Consider the following 20,589-nt stretch of genomic DNA (forward strand, 5'->3'; position numbering starts at 1 on the left):
AGGTGTCGCCCCTCCCGATTGTTCACAAAACTGCAAAATTGCGGTTGTCTGACTGTCACATAAAACCGATACTGCCCTCAAGCCGGCGCGATCAGACGCGGGCATGACAGGGAGAACTACTCATGAAAGCCAAGGGATTTTCCATCGGCCTCGCCGCCGCTGTGACTCTGATGTCCACGACATCCTCCTTCGCCGTCACCGAAATCAGCTGGTGGCACGCCATGACCGGCGCCAACAACGAAGTGGTCGAGACGCTTTCGAAGGAATTCAACGAAAGCCAGAGCGAATATAAGGTCGTCCCGTCCTTCAAGGGCACCTATCCGGAAACGCTCAATGCCGGCATTGCCGCGTTCCGCGCTAAACAGGCGCCGGATATCATCCAGATTTTCGATGCCGGAACCGGCGTCATGATGGGCGCAGAGGGCGCGATCAAGCCCGTGGCGGAAGTGCTTGCGGAAGGCGGCGGCACCTTCGACAAGAGCCAGTACCTGCCTGGTATCGTCGCCTATTATTCGAAGCCTGATGGCACCATGCTGTCTTTTCCCTATAACAGCTCCTCGCCGATCCTCTATTACAACAAGGACATATTCCAGAAGGCCGGGCTCGACGTGAACAACCCGCCCAAGACCTGGAACGAGGTCTGGGAAGCGGCGCGCAAGATAAAGACCTCGGGCGCTGCGCCCTGCGGTTACACCTCGACCTGGCTCACCTGGATTCATCTCGAAAATTTCGCCGCCTGGAACAATGTTCCCTATGGCACTAAGGAGAATGGGGTTGCCGGGCTCGATGTTGAGCTTGAGATCAACAAGCCCATCTTCGTGAAGCACTTTCAGGCAATCGCCGACCTCGCCAAGGATGGCGTGTTCCGCTATGGCGGCCGCGTTTCGGAAGCCAAGCAGATATTCCTCGCCGGTGAGTGCGGCATCCTGACCGAGTCCTCGGGCGGCCTCGGCGATATCGTCAAGTCGGGCATGAATTACGGCATCGGCCAGCTGCCCTATGATTCGGACGCTCAGGGCGCGCCGCAGAACACCATTCCGGGCGGCGCGAGCCTCTGGGTCTTCGCCGGAAAATCGGACGAGAAGTACAAGGGCGTCGCCGCTTTCTTCCAATTCCTCTCCAAGCCGGAAATCCAGGCGCGCCTGCATCAGGTCTCGGGCTATCTGCCGGTGACGATGACGGCCTATGAGGAAACCAAGAAGTCCGGCTTCTACGAGAAGAACCCCGGCCGCGAAACGCCGATCCTCCAGATGATGGGCAAGGCGCCGACCGAGAACTCCAAGGGCGTCCGCCTCGTCAACCTGCCGCAGGTGCGCGACATCGAGAACGAAGAGTTCGAAAAGATGCTCGCTGGCCAGCAGACCGCGCAGCAGGCGCTGGACAATGCGGTTTCGCGCGGGAATGCCGCGATCAAGCAGGCGCTGGGGAAGTAATGCGATAGCCTGTGTGAGCGCCTTCCCTCCCCCTTGCGGGGAGGGTGGCCGAAGGGTCGGGTGGGGTGGAGACGTTTGCGCGACGGTCTTCAAAGCAAGCGCATCCGTCACCACCCCCATCCGCTCGCTAACGCGGGCACCTTCCCCGCAAGGGGGAAGGAGAAGATAACCGTCGAGGACCATGAATGCCCCGCGCGATCTTTCCCAACAAACTCCTGCCATACCTTCTGCTCGCGCCGCAGCTTGCGATAACCGCTATCTTCTTCTATTGGCCAGCATTGCAGGCGATGTATCAGTCTGTGCTGCGGGAAGACCCGTTCGGGCTTTCGACGCAGTTTGTCGGGTTTGCCAATTTCGAGCGGGTTCTCTCCGACCCAAATTATCTTCACGCCCTTCAAGTTACAGTCATCTTTTCCGTCGCCACCGCGGCGCTGGCGATGATCCCGGCGCTCTACCTCGCCGTCATGGCCGATAAGGTGGTGCGCGGGCGCGGGCTTTATCGCACGCTCCTGATCTGGCCCTATGCGGTCGCGCCGGCCATAGCCGGAATGCTGTTCCTTTTCCTGTTCAATCCGTCCATCGGCACCATCGCCGTGATGCTGCGCAAGCTCGGACTCGATTGGGACCCGTTACTCAACGGTCCGCAGGCGATGATCCTCGTCGTCGCAGCGGCGGCGTGGAAGCAGATCAGCTATAATTTCCTGTTCTTCGTGGCTGGGCTCCAGGCGATCCCGAGATCACTGACCGAGGCGGCGGCCATTGACGGGGCAGGGGAGACGAAGCGCTTCTGGACCATCGTCTTTCCGCTGCTGGCGCCGACGAGTTTCTTCCTCCTCGTCATCAACACCGTCTACGCCTTTTTCGACACGTTCGGCATCATCCATGCGGTGACCGGCGGCGGGCCGGGCAAGGCGACCGAAACGCTGGTTTACAAGGTCTATAATGACGGCTTCGTCAATCTGATCCTGGGCGACTCTGCCGCGCAGTCGGTGATCCTGATGGTCATCGTCATCGGGCTGACGGCCATCCAGTTCCGCTATGTCGAACGCCGCGTGCATTATGGGTGAGGGAAACCAGATGATCGAAAACCGCACCTCACGCCGCATCCTCGCCCATGCCGTCCTGCTCATCGGCGTCTTTGTCGTCGCCTTTCCGATCTACTACACCTTCGTCGCTTCGACCCATTCGCTGCAGACCATCCTGCGCCCACCGCTGCCGCTGCTGCCGGGCGGCGAGTTTCTGAAAAACTATACGGACGCGCTCTTCGGCGGTTCCATCCGCATGGGCGGCGTCGGCGTGTGGCAGATGCTCTGGAACAGCACAGTCGTCGCCGTGCTCATCGCCGTCGGCAAGATTGTCATCTCCATTCTGTCGGCCTATGCGGTGGTGTTTTTCCGCTTTCCGCTGCGCATGACCTTCTTCTGGCTCATCTTCATCACGCTGATGCTGCCGGTCGAGGTGCGCATCCTGCCGACCTATAAGGTGATGGTCGATTTCGGCCTGATCGATACCTATGCCGGGCTGACCCTGCCGCTGATGGCCTCGGCCACGGCGACGCTGCTCTTCCGGCAGTTCTTCATGACCATTCCGGGCGAGCTTGTCGAGGCGGCGCGGGTGGATGGGGCAGGGCCGTGGCGCTTCCTTAGGGATATCCTGCTGCCGCTGTCGAAAACCAATATCGCCGCGCTGTTCGTCATCCAGTTCATCTATGGCTGGACGCAATATCTCTGGCCGTTGCTCGTCACCAACCGCAACGACATGAACACCATCGTCATCGGCCTCAGGAAGATGATTTCCTTCGCCGATGCCGATACGCAATGGCATCTGGTGATGGCGACATCGATCCTCGCCATCCTGCCGCCGATCCTCGTCGTCCTGCTCATGCAGCGCTGGTTCGTTCGCGGCCTCGTCGAAATGGAGAAATAAATGGCGCCCGTCGATCTGAGACAAGTCCGCAAGATCTATGCCGGCGGCGTGGAAGCCGTGAAAAACGTCAACCTCGCGATTGAGGACGGCGCGCTCTGTGTGCTCGTCGGACCGTCCGGCTGCGGCAAGTCCACGCTTCTGCGCATGATCGCCGGGCTCGAATCCATCACCGAAGGCGAAATCGCCATCGATGGGCGCAAGGTCAACGATCTCGGCCCGGCCGAGCGCGACATCGCCATGGTGTTCCAGAACTACGCGCTCTATCCGCATATGAGCGTCTATGACAACATGGCCTATGGCCTGCGCAATCGACGCATGGCGAAGCCGGAGATTGACCGCCGGGTGCGTGAGGCGGCAGCGACGCTGGAATTGGCGCACCTGCTGCAGCGCCGCCCGCGCGAGCTCTCGGGCGGCCAGCGCCAGCGCGTCGCCATGGGCCGCGCCATCGTGCGCAATCCGAAAGTATTCCTGTTCGACGAGCCGCTGTCCAATCTTGACGCCAAGCTGCGCGGCCAGATGCGCGTGGAGATCCGCAATCTGCAACGCTCGCTGGGCGTCACCAGCGTTTATGTCACCCATGACCAATTGGAGGCGATGACGCTCGCCGATATTCTGGTGGTGATGAATGGCGGCCAGATCGAGCAGATCGGCGCGCCGCTCGACGTCTATGAAAAACCGGCGAGCCTGTTCGTCGCCAGCTTCATCGGCGCACCGCCCATGAACCTTCTGCCGCTGAGACGCGGGGAAGGGCAGGCGACACTTGCCAACGGCACGCCGGTGGGCAGTCTGTCCCTACCGGCAAACAGCGTCACGCTCGGCATCCGGCCGGAGAATCTGTTCGTTGTGGATGACGGGAAGCCAGACGTCCTATTCGAAACCACTGTCCGCGCCACCGAGCCCATCGGCGCGGAGAGCTATATCCATGGCGAGACCGGCAAGACACAGCTCGTTATTCGTGTTCCCGGCAAGACGGTGATGCAGCCCGGCGCAAAGATCCGCGTGGGCGCCAGCGCTGCTGACCTCCACCTCTTCGACGAGGCGGGCAGGCGGATCTGATAATGTGTTAAACCGCGCCCGGATGCTTCTGCACCATCCGCCGCCAGAAACTGAAGCGCTTGCGGCGGTGATGGACCGTCAGGTTGAAATCTTCCGAAACCAGATAATTCTGCGGCGCCATTTCCGTGGTGCAGCGTCCGGTAAGGCCGCCAAGAACATCATCGGGCAGGCGCTTATGGCACGTCGCCCTATGGAAATCTTCCTCCGCCTCCCGCTGTGCGCGTGTAAGCGCCGAAACGGCATCGCGCCTGTGCTCTTCATGAAACCGCATGATCGTGCCTCCGCCTTAAAGTAGGTAAATCGCCTATTAACCTGCAAACACGACGGCGGTTGCATGGCGCAAGATCACGTTTTGCGACAGGCAGTCATTAATTCTGTTCTTATTTAACGGCACCCGAGTGTTCAATAAAATTTTTCGCCTAATTGTAATATAGATCGCGCCGCGATCTGCATTCATTGTGCATTCATCAATATCGCATCAGTCTGGCCTGACGGAGATTCGCTTCAATTAGGAGAGGTGTCCATGAAAAGGTTCTTATCGGCAATTTGCAGCGTTATACTCGGGCTTGCCGTCGCCCTCACATCCATCGTTCCCGCAAGCGCGGCGCCGCTTCGGGCGGTAGAGGTCGAGCCGGCTTCGAAAGTTGTTGAGGTTCAGCATCGTGAATGGCGCCACGGCCGGCATCATTGGCGCGACCGCAGGGGTTGGCATGGCCGCCCGGGCTGGCGTCACGGCCCTCGTCCGGGATATCGTCATGGCTGGCATCGGGGATACCGTTCCGGCTATTGGCGCGGCTATCGCGGCTACCGTTATTACCGGCCCGGCTACAGGCGTTATAATGACGGGTGGTGGTATCCGCTCGCGGCCTTCGGCCTCGGCGCAGCCATAGGCGGCGCCATCGCCAACCAGCCGACGCGCGTGGTTCCAAGCTATGCCAATAACCATGTCGCTTGGTGTTCGGCCAGATACCGGTCCTACCGGGCTTATGACAACACCTACCAGCCCTATAACGGCCCTCGGCGCCAATGCTACTCGCCCTATAGCTGACGGGTAGGGATATCAGTGGTGATAAGGCGGCTTCACGGAGCCGCCTTTTCTGCTCGGTCCCTGATCGCCCCGTTTCGATGGCAGACTGCTAATCAGCAGCCACAAATGTTTCCTCTATGGCCGTCGCCGCCAAAAGAGCACTAGACAGCCCTTCGACTGCGGCTGCATTCTCTTGCTCCAACTGCTCGCGCGTGGCGATCGACTGGGCAACCGAGGCTGAGAAATGCGCAAGGCGTTCAGGATCATCGGGAATCGGGACCAACATATTACGAATATGATCCGGTTCTAAATGTTGCTGAACAGCACCGTATTCATTCCGGAGCATCTGGTCCTGAGCGTACTTCGTCTGGAGAAAACCAAACACATAGTGACGTAAACGTTCATCGCCGATTCGGACACGGATTAGATCATCGCTGACGATTGCGCCATCGTATTTCCGGGTGATGTAGCTGATGCGCCCGATAGAGCCAGACCTTGTTATAACAATATCCCCGCGCCTCACTCTTATGGCGCCAATAGTCCTCAGTTGAGACGTGCTAGCTCGTGCAACGTCAATTATCTTCACACTCTCGCTGCGCTCTTGGAGAAGCGCAGATGGGGTATAATAAAATTCCGTTGTCGGCCCTGCTTCATCGACAATAATGTTTTCGCTCTTGAATCTGGGCCCTTTAAAAATTTTAATGTCCGGTTCTAGCTCTCCTATGGTCGAAACTGTCCATCCTTCTTTCCCGTCGAGCGCAGCAACTTTTTCCAACGTTTCATTGAGGTGGGGGAGGAACATCTGCGGATTGATTCGAAGGTGAGTATCTATATCTCCACGCCGAATTGCAAAGTGATAGCCGGAATTCGCCATAGAACCGACCTTAAACTCTTTAAACGCGGTCAAAATCTCATCGAGATCGTGATCAATATCTTCCGTGAGTTTGTTAGCTGCATCTCGCTTGAAAATAGGCACACCTTCACTGTCTTGTCCGATCTTGCGAGAAATTGCCATGAATATCGGATAGTCTTCTAAAACCTCACCCACTTCTTTCTTCCGAAGAACAAGTAGGCACGTTCGAACTCCAGTGTGCGGCTGAAAGGTATTTTTATGGCAATTAATTACGGCAAGTAGCTGACATTCGCGGAAGAGCAATTCTCGTCCGGGCCTGTAGGTTGCTGTGTCTAAGAAGCTCTTCGGCATGACAATGCCGAGATGTCCCCCAGGAGCGAGCCAGTCTACGCAGCGCTCGAAAAACAACAGTTCTGGTGGTGTTCCCTCCGGCGCAAGCTCTTGCGTGGGGACAAACGATCCGTCCTGCTCTACCCAACGCTTTCCGGTTTCAAAGCGCCTAAGCACGTCCGAGTGGGTTACCCTTCCGTCGCCGATACCTGCGAATGGCGGATTGGTTAGAATCACACGGGGCACACCCTTGCCGGCACGCGCTATGATTGTTTTGTCGAAATCGCTATAGTCTCCTAGACTGTTTCCAGCAGTCATACCGGCATGACCATCGCCGTTGAGAATCATCGCTGTTTTGGCGACCTTCACTAGGCGCTTATGAACCTCAACCATGAAAAGGCTATTTCGATGGCGATCGAGCTGACGCTGCTTAGCTGTTGGCGTGCCCTCACCCTCGGCGACTTTCCGCCGCACGTACCGCATCGTCCCGGTTAGGAATCCGCCCGACCCTCCCGCAGGATCCAGGACAACGTCATCATAGGCAGGATCGACCATTGCAACCAAAAGATTTATAATGAACCTATTGGTGAAGAACTGTCCCGCCTGTCTCTTCAAATAAACTGAGGTATATTGCTCATAGGCCTGCCCCATGATGTCCCAATCGTCAGCCGCATTGAAGTCAGCCAGGAGCTGATAGTCCTGCAACTCAACGACGACATCTGCGATCGCTTGAGGCCCAACTGTAATCCGTTCGTGATTTGAAAATATTCCGGGATTGTTCCGCCTGATTTGATCAAACAGTGCTCCGATACGTCCCGCGACGATGTCTCGGCCCTCTGGGCTGTTGTATTCTTCCGGAGTGCAGTAGAACTCAGGAAGGTCAGAGCCCGCTTCCTCGTCTTGTGCTTTGGCCAGGATAATCCGCACCATATCCATGGTAAGGTCTTCTTCCTCGCCGTCATGTCCCATGCCATGCAGTCTGTTATGGCTGCGCCGCAATAATCCCTTTATATCGCGTGGGCGAAGAAGCTCTGACTTCCGCCTACGACCTAGACTATCCCAGCTTTCTCCAAAGCGAGGTATTCCAATCCATGTGCGGAGTTCATTTTGCGGCTGAGAAAACCGTCGATAATAGAGCACCTCGTCCTTATTGCCGGACCCGTTAAACCAAACACAGCCTTCTGCACTCGTATTAAAGGTATAGGAGACGAGTTGATTGTGCCCTTCTGTTTTAGTCGGTGCCTTGCACTCTACGAGAAGCCGTATGCGCCCCTGGTCTCGGTTTGCGCAGGCGTCGGCGTCATAATAAATAGCAATGTCGGCCCGAATGGGGTTGCCGTGCCGATCCAGCATATCTTTGGATCCATGACGGATCGGCAGTTCGCGGCGCATTACATTCTTCGGATAGCGATATTCAAAATGAAGAGTGCGCAGATATCGCTGCCGAACAAACTCCTCAGGTGTAGGCTCAAGCGGCTCGTTGGTCAAAAAGCAATGAATCTTCCCTTCGTCGTTAAGTACGACGTCAAATTCGTCCGTCACTCGCTTCCGAACCCCCGATTATTGGCAGCGCCTTACTATTATTGAGCCGCTTCACGAAGCCCCCGCTCTACGACTATGGCGGAGGGGGTGGGATTCGAACCCACGGTGGACTCGCGCCCACGCCGGTTTTCAAGACCGGTGCCTTAAACCGCTCGGCCACCCCTCCAACTGTCTGTTTCGCTAGCTTTCAGGAATTCGAGCGTTCGGCATTCCGCCGATTGCAACCGTTCTTGCTACCGAATAATTGGTCTTTAGCGTGCTGCGGAAGGCGCCGTCAACAGCCTCCTGGCTTGGATAAGCCAAACCGGGAGGCTTGTTGACGATGATCTCACGCTTCTTGCGTGGAACGGCCTTCTTGGATTTTATTTATATACGACGCAACTGACCGCGCATTTAAACAAACTCGGTTCATAAATTTGAATTAAAAAGCACAATAATCCGTGAAATCGAATTATTTCAATGGTTTGGGGAAAGTGTTCGTATCGGGGTCTTGCCAAGGCGGCGCGGGTCAGACAAGACTATGCCCAGTGGTTCATGTCGCTGTTTCGTCACCGCAGGGCCACATTCTTTTAATGTCGTGTCAACGAATCGATGGCAAGAGTTTCGGGTGGGACTGGTTGTGACCACCGATTGCCGCGTCAGTCGCAGCGTTGCGTAGAAACGCGGGTCATTGCAATGGGTTGGAAGACGGGGACGGCCAATTGACGGCTGAGAATAATTTATCGAGCGGATACCGGAAGGGGCGCAATCATTTGCGCGTGGCTGGTGTCTTCATTCTGGGCGCCTGCCTTGCCGCCTGCGCCTCGCCGGAACCGAAGCCGAAAAAACACCGCCCGAAGGAATTTTTCGCCGAATCCGAATATGGCGTGAAGGCAAGTCCGCGCATCATCTCCAATTTCGTCTCCAGGATGCCGCGTGGCGGCGGGCGTGATCAGATCGGCAAGCCCTATCAGGTGCGGGGCAAGTGGTATTATCCTAAGGAGGAGCCGGGCTATACGCGAACCGGCAAGGCTTCCTGGTATGGTTCCGCCTTTCATGGCCGGCTGACGGCCAATGGCGAAGTCTATGACATGAACCATCTCTCCGCCGCGCATCCGACCATGCCTTTGCCGAGCTATGCGCGCGTCACAAACCTCGCCAATGGCAATTCCGTCATCGTCCGCGTCAATGATCGCGGTCCCTATGCGAGCGACCGGGTGATCGACCTGTCGCAGCGCGCCGCGGATATGCTCGATTACAAGCATCACGGCACCGCTGACGTGAAGGTGGAGTATGTCGGCCGCGCGCCGCTGGAAGGCCGCGACGACGAATTCCTGCTGGCATCGTTCCGCAGCGGCTCCGATCCCATCGGCCAGCCGGCGAGCGGCGTGATGATCGCCATGGCGGGCCCGACGCCGACCGCGCCGCTGCCCGGCGCCCGTCCCATGCCGGACATGATGACGAATCCGGCAATGCCGCAGCCGGCGGTCTGGGAGGCCGGGCCGAGCGGGAGCAGTCTGCAGCCGCCTGTGCCGCAAATGCCTGGTGCCGTGGGCGAGGGCGATCCGGTGCTTCCGGCCATCGGACCGATCGTAACCGAGAAGCCGGCCATTCTCTTCGGCATCGCCCACGCGCGCGGTCTCAATGGAAATGCGGCGCTTGCCGGCTATGCCGATGAGCGCGTTGCCACCGCCAACAGCGTCGAAGCCCATGCGTATGCGAGTGTGCTCACGCCTTCGGCAGTCTCGGACGCCTGGAAGAAGCTGGGTGTCGAGACGAGCGCCTCCGGGGGCGCGGAATATATCGACGCCGGTTTCTTCAACAATAAGGCCGAAGCCGACCGCATTGCCGCCGCGCTTGTTCCTTATGGCAAGGTCGAGCGCACGAAGGTGCCGACCGAAAATGGCGAGCTCTACGGCATAACGATTGCCGGAAGCAGCGACGCCTTGCTCAAGGCCGCCTGGGCCGCGGGCGCGACGGATGCTTTCGTGGTGCGGCCGGAATAGAGGCTGATCTGCGGTTGCTCAAGGCGGGGCTGACATGCCGTTGGAGCATTTCAAATTGAAATGGAAGCGCTGGCGGGACAGTACCCCCCTCTGTCCTGCCGGACATCTCCCCCTCAAGGGGGGAGATTGGCCTTCATCCATGAAGGCGCTTAATTCTGCGGCGTTGGCGATTAGCGAAAGCGAAACTCCCATCCAATCTCCCCCCATGAGGGGGAGATGCCCGGCAGGGCAGAGGGGGGTATCTGAACGCAAGCGTGGAAGAATTGCTCCCGTCAAGTACACATTGGTTCTTCTGATCGGAGCGATAGCCGCACCGCCGGCTTCTTTCGCAGCCGCCATCGAAACCAAGGCGCCGCAGGCCCTGCTGATCGACGACAAGACCGGCACGGTCCTTCTATCCAAAAACCCCGACGCGCTCATTCCGCCAGCCTCGCTGGCGAAGCTGATGACGATGGAAGTCGTCTTCGACGCGCTGTCCAAGGGACAATTGTCGCTAGAGCAAACCTTCCCCGTCAGCGAATATGCCTGGCGCACGGGCGGCGCGCCGTCGGGCACGTCCACCATGTTCGCCAAGATCAAATCGACGCCAAGGGTGGAGGATCTGATCCAGGGCGTCATCGTCCAGTCGGCCAATGATGGCTGCATCGTGCTGGCGGAGGGGATGGCGGGAAGCGAAGAGCAGTTTGCCAAACGTATGACGGAGCGGGCGAGGGCGCTGGGCCTGCAAAAATCGACCTTCGTTAATTCGACGGGCCTGCCTGCGCCGGGGCAGACGGTTTCCATCGCCGAGCTGGTGACGCTCGCCCGCCATATCCACCGCACTTATCCGCAATTCTATAAATATTATCAGCAGGAAAGCTTCACCTGGAACAACATCACCCAGCGTAACCGCAATCCGCTGCTGCGGCTCGATATCGGCGCGGATGGGCTTGGCACGGGCTATACGCAAGGCTCCGGCTATGCGCTGATCGCATCGGCGGAGCGCAACGGACGCAGGCTGTTTCTGGGCATGAGCGGCCTTGCCAGTGACAGGGAGCGCGCCGAGGAGGCCCGCAAGCTCGTTGAATGGGGGATGAGCAATTTTGAGGATGTGCTGCTCTTCCCGGCCAACGATCCCTTGGGCGAGGCAAGTGTTTACGGCGGCGTGCGCTCCTCGGTCAAACTGCGCACGGGAGAGGCGATCGAGCTTCTCCTGCCCTCGAAGGATCGTCCGCCGCTCAAGGCCCGCGTGGTCTATAACGGCCCGCTGAAGGCGCCCATCGAGGCGGGCAAAGAGGTGGGTACGCTGAAAATCTGGATGGGCGAGACGCTGCTTCAGGAAAGGCCCGTCTTCGCCGCCGAAACCGTGCCGGAAGGCAGCATCAGCAAAAAGGCGCTCGACGCGGCGGTCGAACTCGCGACCGGGTGGATCAGGCGGTTTCTCTGAAAAAGTTGAAGAGTGAAGGGTGAATAGCGAATGGAAATGTCCTATTCACCATTCACCAATCATCATTCACCGGAAACGCGCGTGGCAGGACTGTTCATCACATTCGAAGGCGGGGAAGGGGCGGGGAAATCCACCCAGATCAGGCGTCTCGCCGCCCATCTTGCCGATGAGGGCATTGAGACGCTCGTCACCCGCGAGCCCGGCGGTTCCGCTGGCGCGGAGGCGGTGCGGCATGTCATCTTGAGCGGCGCGGCCGAGGCGTTCGGCCCGGCCATGGAGGCGGTGCTGTTCGCCGCCGCGCGCAATGACCATGTGGAGCAGGTGATCCGCCCCGCGCTCGAAGCCGGCAGGACGGTGCTCTGCGACCGTTTCATCGATTCGGGCCGTGTCTATCAGGGCGTGACCGGCGATCTCGATCCTGATCTTATCGGCATGCTGGAACGCGTGGCCATCGACGGCGCCATGCCTGACCTTACGCTGATCCTCGATTTGCCGGCTAAGGATGGGCTCGCCCGCGCCATGAAAAGGCGGGGGGAGGAGACTGCGGACCGCTTCGAAAAGGAGACGCTCGAACGTCATGAGGCGCGGCGCGAGGCTTTTCTCGCCATCGCGGCGGCGGAACCGGAGCGCTGCAGGATCATCGACGCCGCGCGACCTGAAGATGAGGTGAGCGCGGAGATCATCGCCATCGTCGACAGGCTGATTGCCAGCCGGGGGCAGGGCGCATGATCGGCGAGATCAACGCGCAGGAAACGCATGACGCCATCGACGGCGTGCCCGCGCCGGCAGCGAACGGCTTTCTCGTCGGGCATGAGGACATCAGCGCCTTTCTCGCCCGCACCTATCGCAGCGGCAGGATGCACCATGCACTGCTGTTCGAGGGGCCGCGCGGGGTAGGCAAAGCGACGCTGGCCTTTCACCTCGCCGGGCATATGCTGAAATATCCCGTCAGCGCCGAAGCCCCGGAGGAGATCGCCGCGCCGGATTTTTCAAGTCCGCTCTATCGGCAGATCGCCGGAGGCATGCATCCCGCAATCCTCCATATCGACCGCCCGCTCGACCAGAAGACCGGCAAATTCAAGACAGGCATCACCATCGAGGAAATTCGCCGGGTGGCGCATTTCCTTGGCCGCACCTCCCATGACGGCGCGTGGCGGATCGTCATCGTCGATCCCGCCGATGACATGAACCGCAATGCGGCGAACGCGCTTTTGAAAACGCTCGAGGAGCCGCCCGCCCGCGCGCTGTTCATCCTGATTTCTCATTCCGCCGGACGTCTGCTGCCCACCATCCGCTCCCGCTGCCAGACGCTGCAGTTCAAGCCGCTGGACGATACGTCGATGGAAAAGGCCCTCGCCGCCATCGGGCCGGGCATCGGTTTCGATGCAGCGCAGGGGCTATCCGCCCTCGTCGAGCGCTCGGAGGGGAGCGTACGCAAGGCGGCGCTGCTCATCGCCCATGGCGGCCTCGAAATCGCCGGCACTGCGGACGCAATTCTTGGCAAAAAACAGTTCGACCTGCCGCAGGCGCAGGCGCTGGCCGGCGCTTTGAGCGGGCGCGAGGCGGAAATCCAGTACGATCTCTTCCTCGATCACCTAATGGAACGCATCGCCTTGGAAGCCCGCCGTCACGCGGAGGAGGGGGCAGTCCGGCCCGCTAATGCCTGGTCCGCCTTCTGGGACCGCATACGCCGCGAGATCACCGAAACGCAGGCCTTCAACCTCGACCGCAAGCAGGCCGTGCTGATCCTCCTGGAAAAGACCCACCGGGCGTTTCAAAATGGGGTGCCGGAATAGGAAAAGGGGGGCGATCCCCCTCTTCCAGAATACCTATTCCGACATACCATAACACAGTTTCGATCCACGCCCTCAGGTGAAAGGCGACGACTTCCTTTATCGCGATCTGCCTCCTACGTCAAAATCCTGTTCTGTGTAATGGCGAGTTCAGTATCAGTTAATTGATAACATTATGATTTCGACCGAAACCGTAGCATTCTTCGCCGACATGCGTTATTCCAACCGCACTCATCAGAAAATATGTCAGTCAGGTCACGCATGAGCCGCGAGAAATTCTATATCACCACTGCGATTTCCTACCCGAACGGCAAGCCGCATATCGGCCATGCGTATGAGCTGATCGCCACCGATGCGCTTGCCCGGTTTCAGCGGCTGGACGGCAAGGATGTGCATTTCCTCACCGGCACCGACGAGCATGGCATCAAGATGCTCCAGACGGCCAAGAAGGAAGGCATTACCCCCCGTGAACTGGCGGACCGCAATGCGGGCGAATTCCAGCGCATGGCGCAGGCGCTGAACGCCTCCAATGATGATTTCATCCGCACCACCGAAAAACGTCACCACGCCGCCTCGCAGGCGATCTGGAAGGCGATGGAAGCAAGTGGCGACATCTACAAGGACAGCTATTCCGGCTGGTACTCCGTGCGCGACGAAGCCTATTACGGCGAAGAAGAAACTACCGTCCGCGAGGATGGCGTGCGTTACGGCCCGCAGGGTACGCCGGTCGAATGGGTGGAGGAGGAGAGCTATTTCTTCCGCCTTTCCGCATATCAGGACAAGCTTCTGGCGCTCTATGAAAGCCAGCCGGATTTTGTCGGGCCGTCCGAGCGGCGCAATGAGGTGGTGTCCTTCGTCAAATCCGGCCTGAAGGATCTGTCGATATCGCGCACCACCTTCGACTGGGGCATTCCGGTTCCCGGCGATGAAAAGCACGTGATGTATGTGTGGGTGGACGCGCTCACCAACTATCTGACCGCCATCGGTTATCCCGACACCAAGGCGGAGAAATTCGGCTTCTGGCCTGCCGTTCACATCATCGGCAAGGATATCGTCCGCTTCCACGCCGTCTACTGGCCGGCCTTCCTGATGTCGGCGGGCGTCGAGCTGCCGCGTCGCGTCTTCGCCCATGGCTTCCTCTTTAACCGCGGTGAGAAGATGTCGAAGTCGGTCGGCAATGTGATCGACCCCTTCACCATGGTCGAGCATTACGGCCTCGATGCGGTGCGCTATTTCTTCCTGCGCGAGGTGCCGTTCGGGCAGGATGGCAGCTACAGCCATGAGGCCATCGTCAACCGCACCAATGCCGATCTCGCCAATGATCTCGGCAATCTGGCGCAGCGCTCGCTCTCCATGATCGCCAAGAATTGCGAGGGCAAGGTGCCGGAGCCGGGCGCATTCACCGACGCGGACAAGGCGATACTGGACCAGGCCAATGCGGCGCTGGAAACCGCGCGCAAAGCCATGGGCGAGCAGGCCCCGCATCAAGCGCTCGCGGCGATCTTCGCCGTCGTCGCCGAAGCGAACCGCTATTTCGCGGCGCAGGAGCCCTGGGCGCTGCGCAAGACCGATCCCGCCCGCATGGCAACCGTACTCTACGTTACGGCGGAAGTGCTGCGCCGTGTCGCTATCCTGACGCAGCCCTTTATTCCGGGATCCGCGGCAAAGCTGCTCGACATCCTGGCCGTGTCCGAGGATAAGCGCAATTTCGCCGATATCGAAAGCGGCGCGCTTGTCGGCGGTTCACCGCTGCCCGCGCCGCAGCCTGTCTTCCCGCGCTATGTGGAACCCGACAAGCAGGACTGAGGCGAATGCTCATTGACAGCCATTGCCATCTGGATTTTCCTGACTTTGCCGAGGAGCGCGATGCGATCATCCAGCGCGCCCTCGATGCCGGCGTGGGCCGCATGGTGACGATCTCCACCCGTGTCAGGCGCTTCGACCAGATCCGCGCCATCGCCGAGCAATATGACGAAGTCTATTGCTCCATCGGCACGCACCCCAACAATGCGCATGAAGAACCCGATGTTATGGCTGACGAGCTGATTCAATTCGCGCAGCATCCGAAGGTGGTGGCGATAGGAGAGGCGGGGCTCGACTATCACTATGATTACGCGCCGCCCGAGATACAGGCCAAGAGCTTCCGCGCCCATATCGAGGCGGCCCGGCAGACGGGATTACCGCTCGTCATCCACGCGCGCAGCGCCGACGAGGACATGGCTGATATCCTGACGGAGGAAACAGGGAAGGGGGCATTTCCCTTCATCCTGCATTGCTTCTCATCGGGCAGGGCGCTTGCCGAAACCGGGCTCGAACTCGGCGGCTATATCTCCTTCTCCGGCATCCTGACCTTCAAGAACTCCGAGGAATTGCGGGACATCGCCCGCATCGTGCCGCGTGACCGTCTGCTAGTGGAAACCGACGCGCCCTATCTCGCGCCCGTACCGCATCGCGGCAAGCGCAACGAGCCGTCCTTCGTCCGCCACACGGCGGCGGTATTGGCTGAGACCATTGGCGTAGACGAAGCGGAACTGGCGCGGATTACAACCGGAAACGTGTTCCGCTTATTCTCGAAAATGCCGAAGCCCACGGAAGGCGAATATGCCTGACCGGCTGCGCTTCACCATTCTTGGCTGCGGCTCTTCGCCCGGCGTGCCGCGCATCAATGGCGACTGGGGCAATTGCGATCCAACCAACCCAAAAAACCGCCGCCGCCGCACGGCCATGCTGGTGGAACGCATCGCCGAAAGCGATGCGGTGACGACAATCGTCATCGATACCGGACCGGATTTCCGCGCGCAGATGATCGATGCCGGGGCAGGGCCGCTCGATGCGGTCGTCTATACCCATGGGCATGCCGACCATATCCACGGCATCGACGATCTCAGAACCTACGCCTTCTTCAAGGGCCAACTCATGGACATCTATGCCGACCGCGCGACCTTGAACCGCCTCGATGAAGCCTTTGGCTATTGCTTCGAAACGCCGCCCGGCTCGAAATATCCGCCGATCCTGAAGGCACACCAGATCGACGAGGACACGCCCTTCGAGATCGAAGGCGCAGGCGGCGCGATCCGGTTCCAGCCGCTGCCGCAGGTGCATGGCGATATCATGTCCATCGGCTACCGCATCGGCGACGTCGCTTATTGCCCGGATGTAAGCGCGTTTCCGGAGCGAACCGTCGAGCGCCTGCAAGGGCTCGACATACTCATCATCGACGCCCTGCAATACCGCACGCACCCCAGCCATTTCTCACTGGGCGAAGCGCTGGAATGGATCGACCGCCTCAAGCCCAAACACGCGATCCTGACGCATATGCACGTGCCGCTCGACTATGAAACGGTGATGCGCGAAACGCCCGATCATGTCGAACCAGCCTATGACGGGCTGCAGTTCGAGGCGGAGGCGTAATCGGTGGAGATTGCGGGAGGAGCTACGCCAGATTTTCCGTCACAGGCCGAAAAAGCGCTTTTCGTCGATCTCTCTTGCCGGCTTTGGGAGCGGATGCAGGAACGGGGGGTGATCAGTCATGGAGAGTTCTCCGGCCTTTATTATCATGACGGGATAAATTCACACCACAAAGCGCTTTGGGGTCTGGAGCAGGCAGGATTATTTCGCCGAGCGTATCCGGAAAGAACCATGCTCGCCCTCGATGTGAGAGAGACGGATATTCCAAATGTACTACGGCGACACGCAGAAGAGCTCACGCCAGCGCTGCTGGAGGGCGCTATAGAAGCGTATATCGATCTGTTTACGGAGTTTCCAAATGATCGTTATCCGGAAGTGCCGGTAACTCGTCGCCCGTTTGAAATTCCAGAAATATACGTGTCTACATTCCAGCTTCTGGAAAGTTGCGGTTATGTGATGACAACGGCAGAAGGCACGGTCTGGGCGGACAGGATGATACCGATTATGATGCGCATCGGCGGCGGCTTATGGTCGAAAGACGGGATATGTTATTTCGATGAACCGTGCGACTGATGGATTGGCCTAATCTCCCGGTTAGTGGCAGCTGCTATACGACAAAATCAGATAAGATAGATTATGGAACGAGGCGTATTCAGCCATACCCACAATGCCTACCATATTCACTTCGCCCGAAGCGCTACGAATGCCTCGCCGCCGCGTCTGTCGTGCATGAAGATGAATTTGGCGCCCTTGATCTGGGCGGTAAACGGAACGTTTGTGCCGCTCACCGGCGCGCCGGCGGACTTCGACACCGCTTCAATAAACTCAGCGCGCAGTGCCGTTCCGTCTCCGGTGTAGTTTGGCGTGGTGACGGCGCATTCATGGTTCGGCTCGACCTGCACCGATACCGAATTGTCGGCATTCGAGCCGATTTGCGCCTTGCCAAGCGGCAAATATTTCACAATGCCGCGCTGCTTGGCGGCCGCTATCGCTCCGTCGAATGACGGCGCCGTCGCAAGGCATACATTCCTGAATGTTTCTATCCCGGCATAGGCAGCCGAAACCGCTTTTGCTGGCGTTTGGACGTCCTTGTTCGACGAAGACGTGCTGCAGCCGCTCAACAAGACCAGGCTGACCGACAATGCGATGCCGGCCTTCATAAATGTCTGTTCCATAATATCCCCCCTGAAGTCTTGTGACTTATTTCGGCGTGAGCCAGGTCTTGACGTGCTTGACGAAATCCGTCGCGAGCTTTTCCGCCAGCCCCTCCTGGCTTTTGGTCATCGCCGCATTGATGGCCATTGCGACCAGGTGGCCGCCCAGATCGCCGCCCTTCACGCCGCGGTTCTCGCCATAAATGCGTGGATTCTGCGCAATCAGCCGTCCGCTGCCCACGTCTTCCAGGCGAACCGTACCAGTGATCGAGCTATTGCTTCCCATCAGCACGCGGCCTTGGGCCGAGGCAAGGTCGGCGCGCTGCAAGGTGATGACCAGACGTGCCGGGGTTGAGCCACCGGGATACCCTCTCAGCTCACGGGTGGCGACTGTGCGCAGCGCGTTTTCGACGATAACCACCTGTTCTTCCGGCGTCTTGCCGTTGATCATAGGCAAACCTGTCGCGACATCAGGCGTGGATTCCACCTGAATCTCGGCGACCCGAATCCCTTTCAAGGCTTCGACAAGACGAGGATCGCGCGTCATGCACCCCGTCAAAATGAAAGCACCGACGACCACGGCAAGAACCGCCCTGATCCATCCCCGTTGCTGGAGATTGCCAGAAAACATACCCCACTCCTTTTCCGCTCCCCCAGAGCGGCATGTCGCGGTCACCAGCCCCTGCCGGTGATCCGTGGCGGCTTTCAAGGCCGCCTTCCCTCACCCGCTCAATGGCCGAAAACGGCGCGCGAACCAATCCCCCAAAATTGGGAAGGCGGAAATAAATCTATGGAATAAAAAGCGGCTACCCGAACCGCCTGACGGCGTCGACCGCAAGCCCGAGACCCACCGATCCGAACTGGTCGGATTGCGCGATGCGGGCATCCTGGAAACGGGCCTCGACGGCGGTCCGCACCAGCGGGACGAGGGCGCCGCCGCCGGTCATGATCACGGTGTCGATCGCCTCTGCCGCCACCCCTGCCCTTTGCAGCGCCTCCGCAATCGCGCCGCCGATCTTCACCGCCAACTCCCCGCATGCGGCATCGAATGCCTCGCGCGTCACCGGCAGCGCCAGCGAAAGGCCCGGCTCGTCGAAGCGGATGGCGGTTTCCTGCACATCCGTCAATTCGATCTTGGCGCGCTCCACCTGCGCCGCCAGCCTGTGGCCGGAGCGATAGGTCAACAGATGCTCGAAGCGGGCGAGTTTTTCCGGTTCCGCCGCCTCGCGGGCCAGGGACTGAATGTCGCGCAGGGTCTTCGCCGTGTAGAGCTGGTTGATCCGGTGCCAGGTCGCCATGTCGTTGAAATACCAGACCGGCAGATGACGCTTGCCGTCGCTGGTTTTGCTGCCCAGCCCCATATGCGGCATGACCTCGGAGATATTGAGCATGCGGTCGAAATCGGTGCCGCCGACATGCACGCCCGAAGTGCTCAATATGTCGCCGCGCCGGTCCGGCGCCGCTGCGCGTTCGGGCGAAAGACGCAGCACCGAGAAATCCGACGTACCGCCGCCGATATCGACCACCAGTACCAGCGATTCCGCATTGAGCGTGCGCTCGAAATGAAGCGCCGCTGCGACAGGCTCGAACTGGAATTCTATGTTGCGGAACCCTTCCGCACGCGCCGCGGCCTCGAGCTGGTCCTGCGCGGCGCGGTCGGCGGTCTCATCGTGATCGACGAAGAAGACCGGCCGGCCCAGCACCACCGCATCCGGCATTTCGCCGGCGTGCTCTTCAAGGCGAAGCTTCAGATGGCGGAGGAAGCGGCCGATCAGCTGCTGGAAGGTCATGCGCTCGCGCCCCACCAGCGTCGTTTCCTTCATGAGGCTGGTGCCGAGAACCGATTTCAGCGCCCGCATGAAGCGCCCTTCCGCGCCCTCCATATACTCATGCACGGCGGAGCGTCCGAAATGCACGCTGCCATCCTCCAGGCTGAAGAACAGCGCAGATGGAATGGTGATGTGATCGCCTTCGACAGGAATTAAGAAGGGATCGCCGCTCTTCTGGCAAAGACCGACAGTGGAATTGGTGGTGCCGAAATCGACGCCACAATAAAAACGGCTCATGATAAGGCTCGCGGAAACAGCTATAAAGCGCGAGGGCGCCGGATGTTCGGGAGGCGCGTCTCTAGCCCATCGCGAGGCTGATGGAAACCCCTCGCAGATCCCCCTCGCCTGCGGCGCCGTCACAAATGCTTGGTCATCTGGATGCAGTTCGCCGCGATACCCCTCAGTTCGGACGGATCCCAGCTCGCCCGCCGCCATCCTGTCTTTTCATAATAGCCGACCGCATCGGGCGCGGCGTTGACTTGCAATATCCTCACACCCCGCCGTTTCGCCGCGTCAGTAACCAGTGCCTCCAGCATGCGTCCATGGCCCCTGCCCTGTTCTTCTGCCGTGATAGCGACCAGCCGGACTGTCGCGACCTCTCCCCTATAATCGAGCCGGACAACGCCGATAGGACGCTCATCGAGCAGCAGCAGATACGGCACATTACCCGCTGCGCGGTCATCAGGATGGTTCTCGTCATAGGCAATCGAAAGGCGCCCCGGAGCGAAAAGAACGGCGCGACGGATCGCATGCATATGCCGCCAGTCTTCGGCGGACGTGACGGGGCGCAGTTCGTAGGGCATTTCAACTCCCAACTATTTTAGCCG

19 protein-coding genes and 1 tRNA gene are annotated in these 20,589 nt (G+C 59.4%); 13 read left to right on the forward strand and 7 right to left on the reverse strand.

The window, feature by feature from the left end:
* The first annotated feature begins 122 nt into the window (after positions 1–122).
* The 4 genes from ugpB (at position 123) to ACOWVG_RS10765 (ending at position 4,415) form a co-directional block, all read left to right on the forward strand.
* The gene (ugpB, locus tag ACOWVG_RS10750; protein ID WP_420962095.1) at positions 123–1,433 is read left to right on the forward strand and encodes a sn-glycerol-3-phosphate ABC transporter substrate-binding protein UgpB; all 1,311 of its coding nucleotides are present in this window, start codon (positions 123–125) and stop codon (positions 1,431–1,433) included.
* A 185-nt stretch (positions 1,434–1,618) separates the two neighbouring features.
* Entirely contained in the window at positions 1,619–2,500 is an 882-nt protein-coding gene (gene ugpA / locus ACOWVG_RS10755; protein WP_420962097.1) for a sn-glycerol-3-phosphate ABC transporter permease UgpA, read from the forward strand.
* 10 nt (positions 2,501–2,510) lie between these two features.
* Positions 2,511–3,359 carry a sn-glycerol-3-phosphate ABC transporter permease UgpE gene (gene ugpE, locus ACOWVG_RS10760; RefSeq protein WP_420962098.1) on the forward strand — a complete coding sequence of 283 codons (849 nt, stop codon included), beginning with the start codon at positions 2,511–2,513 and terminating at the stop codon, positions 3,357–3,359.
* Positions 3,360–4,415, forward strand: coding sequence for a sn-glycerol-3-phosphate import ATP-binding protein UgpC (locus tag ACOWVG_RS10765; protein ID WP_420962100.1), 1,056 nt, complete (start codon positions 3,360–3,362; stop codon positions 4,413–4,415).
* 7 nt (positions 4,416–4,422) lie between these two features.
* On the opposite strand, the gene ACOWVG_RS10770 is transcribed toward ACOWVG_RS10765, so the two are convergent.
* On the reverse strand, positions 4,423–4,686 hold the full coding sequence (locus ACOWVG_RS10770) for a hypothetical protein (RefSeq protein ID WP_420962101.1): 264 nt from the start codon (positions 4,684–4,686) through the stop codon (positions 4,423–4,425).
* A gap of 252 nt (positions 4,687–4,938) precedes the next feature.
* Between ACOWVG_RS10770 and ACOWVG_RS10775 the strand changes: the two genes are divergently transcribed.
* A complete protein-coding gene (locus ACOWVG_RS10775; protein WP_420962103.1) occupies positions 4,939–5,463 on the forward strand; it encodes a BA14K family protein in 525 nt (174 codons plus the stop codon).
* 88 nt (positions 5,464–5,551) lie between these two features.
* Here the strand turns inward: ACOWVG_RS10775 and ACOWVG_RS10780 are convergent, their stop codons facing one another.
* Together ACOWVG_RS10780 and ACOWVG_RS10785 are read right to left on the reverse strand one after the other, a co-directional pair.
* Complete coding sequence (locus ACOWVG_RS10780; RefSeq protein WP_420962105.1) at positions 5,552–8,167, reverse strand: N-6 DNA methylase; 2,616 nt, start codon at positions 8,165–8,167, stop codon at positions 5,552–5,554.
* Positions 8,168–8,243: 76 nt separating this feature from the next.
* A tRNA-Ser gene (locus tag ACOWVG_RS10785) sits at positions 8,244–8,333 on the reverse strand.
* A 535-nt stretch (positions 8,334–8,868) separates the two neighbouring features.
* On the opposite strand from ACOWVG_RS10785, the gene ACOWVG_RS10790 reads away from it, so the two are divergent.
* The 8 genes from ACOWVG_RS10790 (at position 8,869) to ACOWVG_RS10825 (ending at position 17,352) form a co-directional block, all read left to right on the forward strand.
* Positions 8,869–10,152, forward strand: coding sequence for a septal ring lytic transglycosylase RlpA family protein (locus tag ACOWVG_RS10790; protein ID WP_420962107.1), 1,284 nt, complete (start codon positions 8,869–8,871; stop codon positions 10,150–10,152).
* A gap of 205 nt (positions 10,153–10,357) precedes the next feature.
* Complete coding sequence (locus tag ACOWVG_RS10795; protein ID WP_420962109.1) at positions 10,358–11,578, forward strand: D-alanyl-D-alanine carboxypeptidase family protein; 1,221 nt, start codon at positions 10,358–10,360, stop codon at positions 11,576–11,578.
* A 36-nt stretch (positions 11,579–11,614) separates the two neighbouring features.
* Complete coding sequence (gene tmk, locus ACOWVG_RS10800; RefSeq protein ID WP_420962110.1) at positions 11,615–12,307, forward strand: dTMP kinase; 693 nt, start codon at positions 11,615–11,617, stop codon at positions 12,305–12,307.
* Positions 12,304–13,374: a DNA polymerase III subunit delta' gene (locus ACOWVG_RS10805; protein ID WP_420962112.1), complete on the forward strand. Its 1,071-nt coding sequence runs from the start codon at positions 12,304–12,306 to the stop codon at positions 13,372–13,374. The genes tmk and ACOWVG_RS10805 overlap by 4 nt, the downstream gene beginning before the upstream one ends.
* A 258-nt stretch (positions 13,375–13,632) precedes the next feature.
* A complete protein-coding gene (gene metG / locus ACOWVG_RS10810) occupies positions 13,633–15,177 on the forward strand; it encodes a methionine--tRNA ligase (RefSeq protein WP_420962113.1) in 1,545 nt (514 codons plus the stop codon).
* A 5-nt stretch (positions 15,178–15,182) separates the two neighbouring features.
* Positions 15,183–15,980, forward strand: coding sequence for a TatD family hydrolase (locus ACOWVG_RS10815; RefSeq protein WP_420962115.1), 798 nt, complete (start codon positions 15,183–15,185; stop codon positions 15,978–15,980).
* Positions 15,973–16,782, forward strand: coding sequence for an MBL fold metallo-hydrolase (locus ACOWVG_RS10820; RefSeq protein WP_420962117.1), 810 nt, complete (start codon positions 15,973–15,975; stop codon positions 16,780–16,782). The genes ACOWVG_RS10815 and ACOWVG_RS10820 overlap by 8 nt, the downstream gene beginning before the upstream one ends.
* A 3-nt stretch (positions 16,783–16,785) precedes the next feature.
* Positions 16,786–17,352 (forward strand): hypothetical protein, encoded by a 567-nt coding sequence (locus tag ACOWVG_RS10825; protein ID WP_420962119.1) that lies wholly within the window; start codon positions 16,786–16,788, stop codon positions 17,350–17,352.
* A gap of 107 nt (positions 17,353–17,459) precedes the next feature.
* Here the strand turns inward: ACOWVG_RS10825 and ACOWVG_RS10830 are convergent, their stop codons facing one another.
* The 4 genes from ACOWVG_RS10830 to ACOWVG_RS10845 form a co-directional block, all read right to left on the reverse strand.
* A complete protein-coding gene (locus ACOWVG_RS10830) occupies positions 17,460–17,954 on the reverse strand; it encodes a hypothetical protein (protein ID WP_420962121.1) in 495 nt (164 codons plus the stop codon).
* A 25-nt stretch (positions 17,955–17,979) separates the two neighbouring features.
* Positions 17,980–18,564, reverse strand: a complete 585-nt coding sequence (locus ACOWVG_RS10835) for a hypothetical protein (protein ID WP_420962122.1) — start codon at positions 18,562–18,564, stop codon at positions 17,980–17,982.
* A 175-nt stretch (positions 18,565–18,739) separates the two neighbouring features.
* The gene (locus ACOWVG_RS10840; protein WP_420962123.1) at positions 18,740–19,999 is read right to left on the reverse strand and encodes an Hsp70 family protein; all 1,260 of its coding nucleotides are present in this window, start codon (positions 19,997–19,999) and stop codon (positions 18,740–18,742) included.
* A 119-nt stretch (positions 20,000–20,118) separates the two neighbouring features.
* Entirely contained in the window at positions 20,119–20,565 is a 447-nt protein-coding gene (locus ACOWVG_RS10845) for a GNAT family N-acetyltransferase (protein ID WP_420962124.1), read from the reverse strand.
* Positions 20,566–20,589 lie beyond the last annotated feature (24 nt).

This window comes from Brucella sp. IR073, assembly GCF_049065735.1.
GTDB lineage: Bacteria > Pseudomonadota > Alphaproteobacteria > Rhizobiales > Rhizobiaceae > Paramesorhizobium.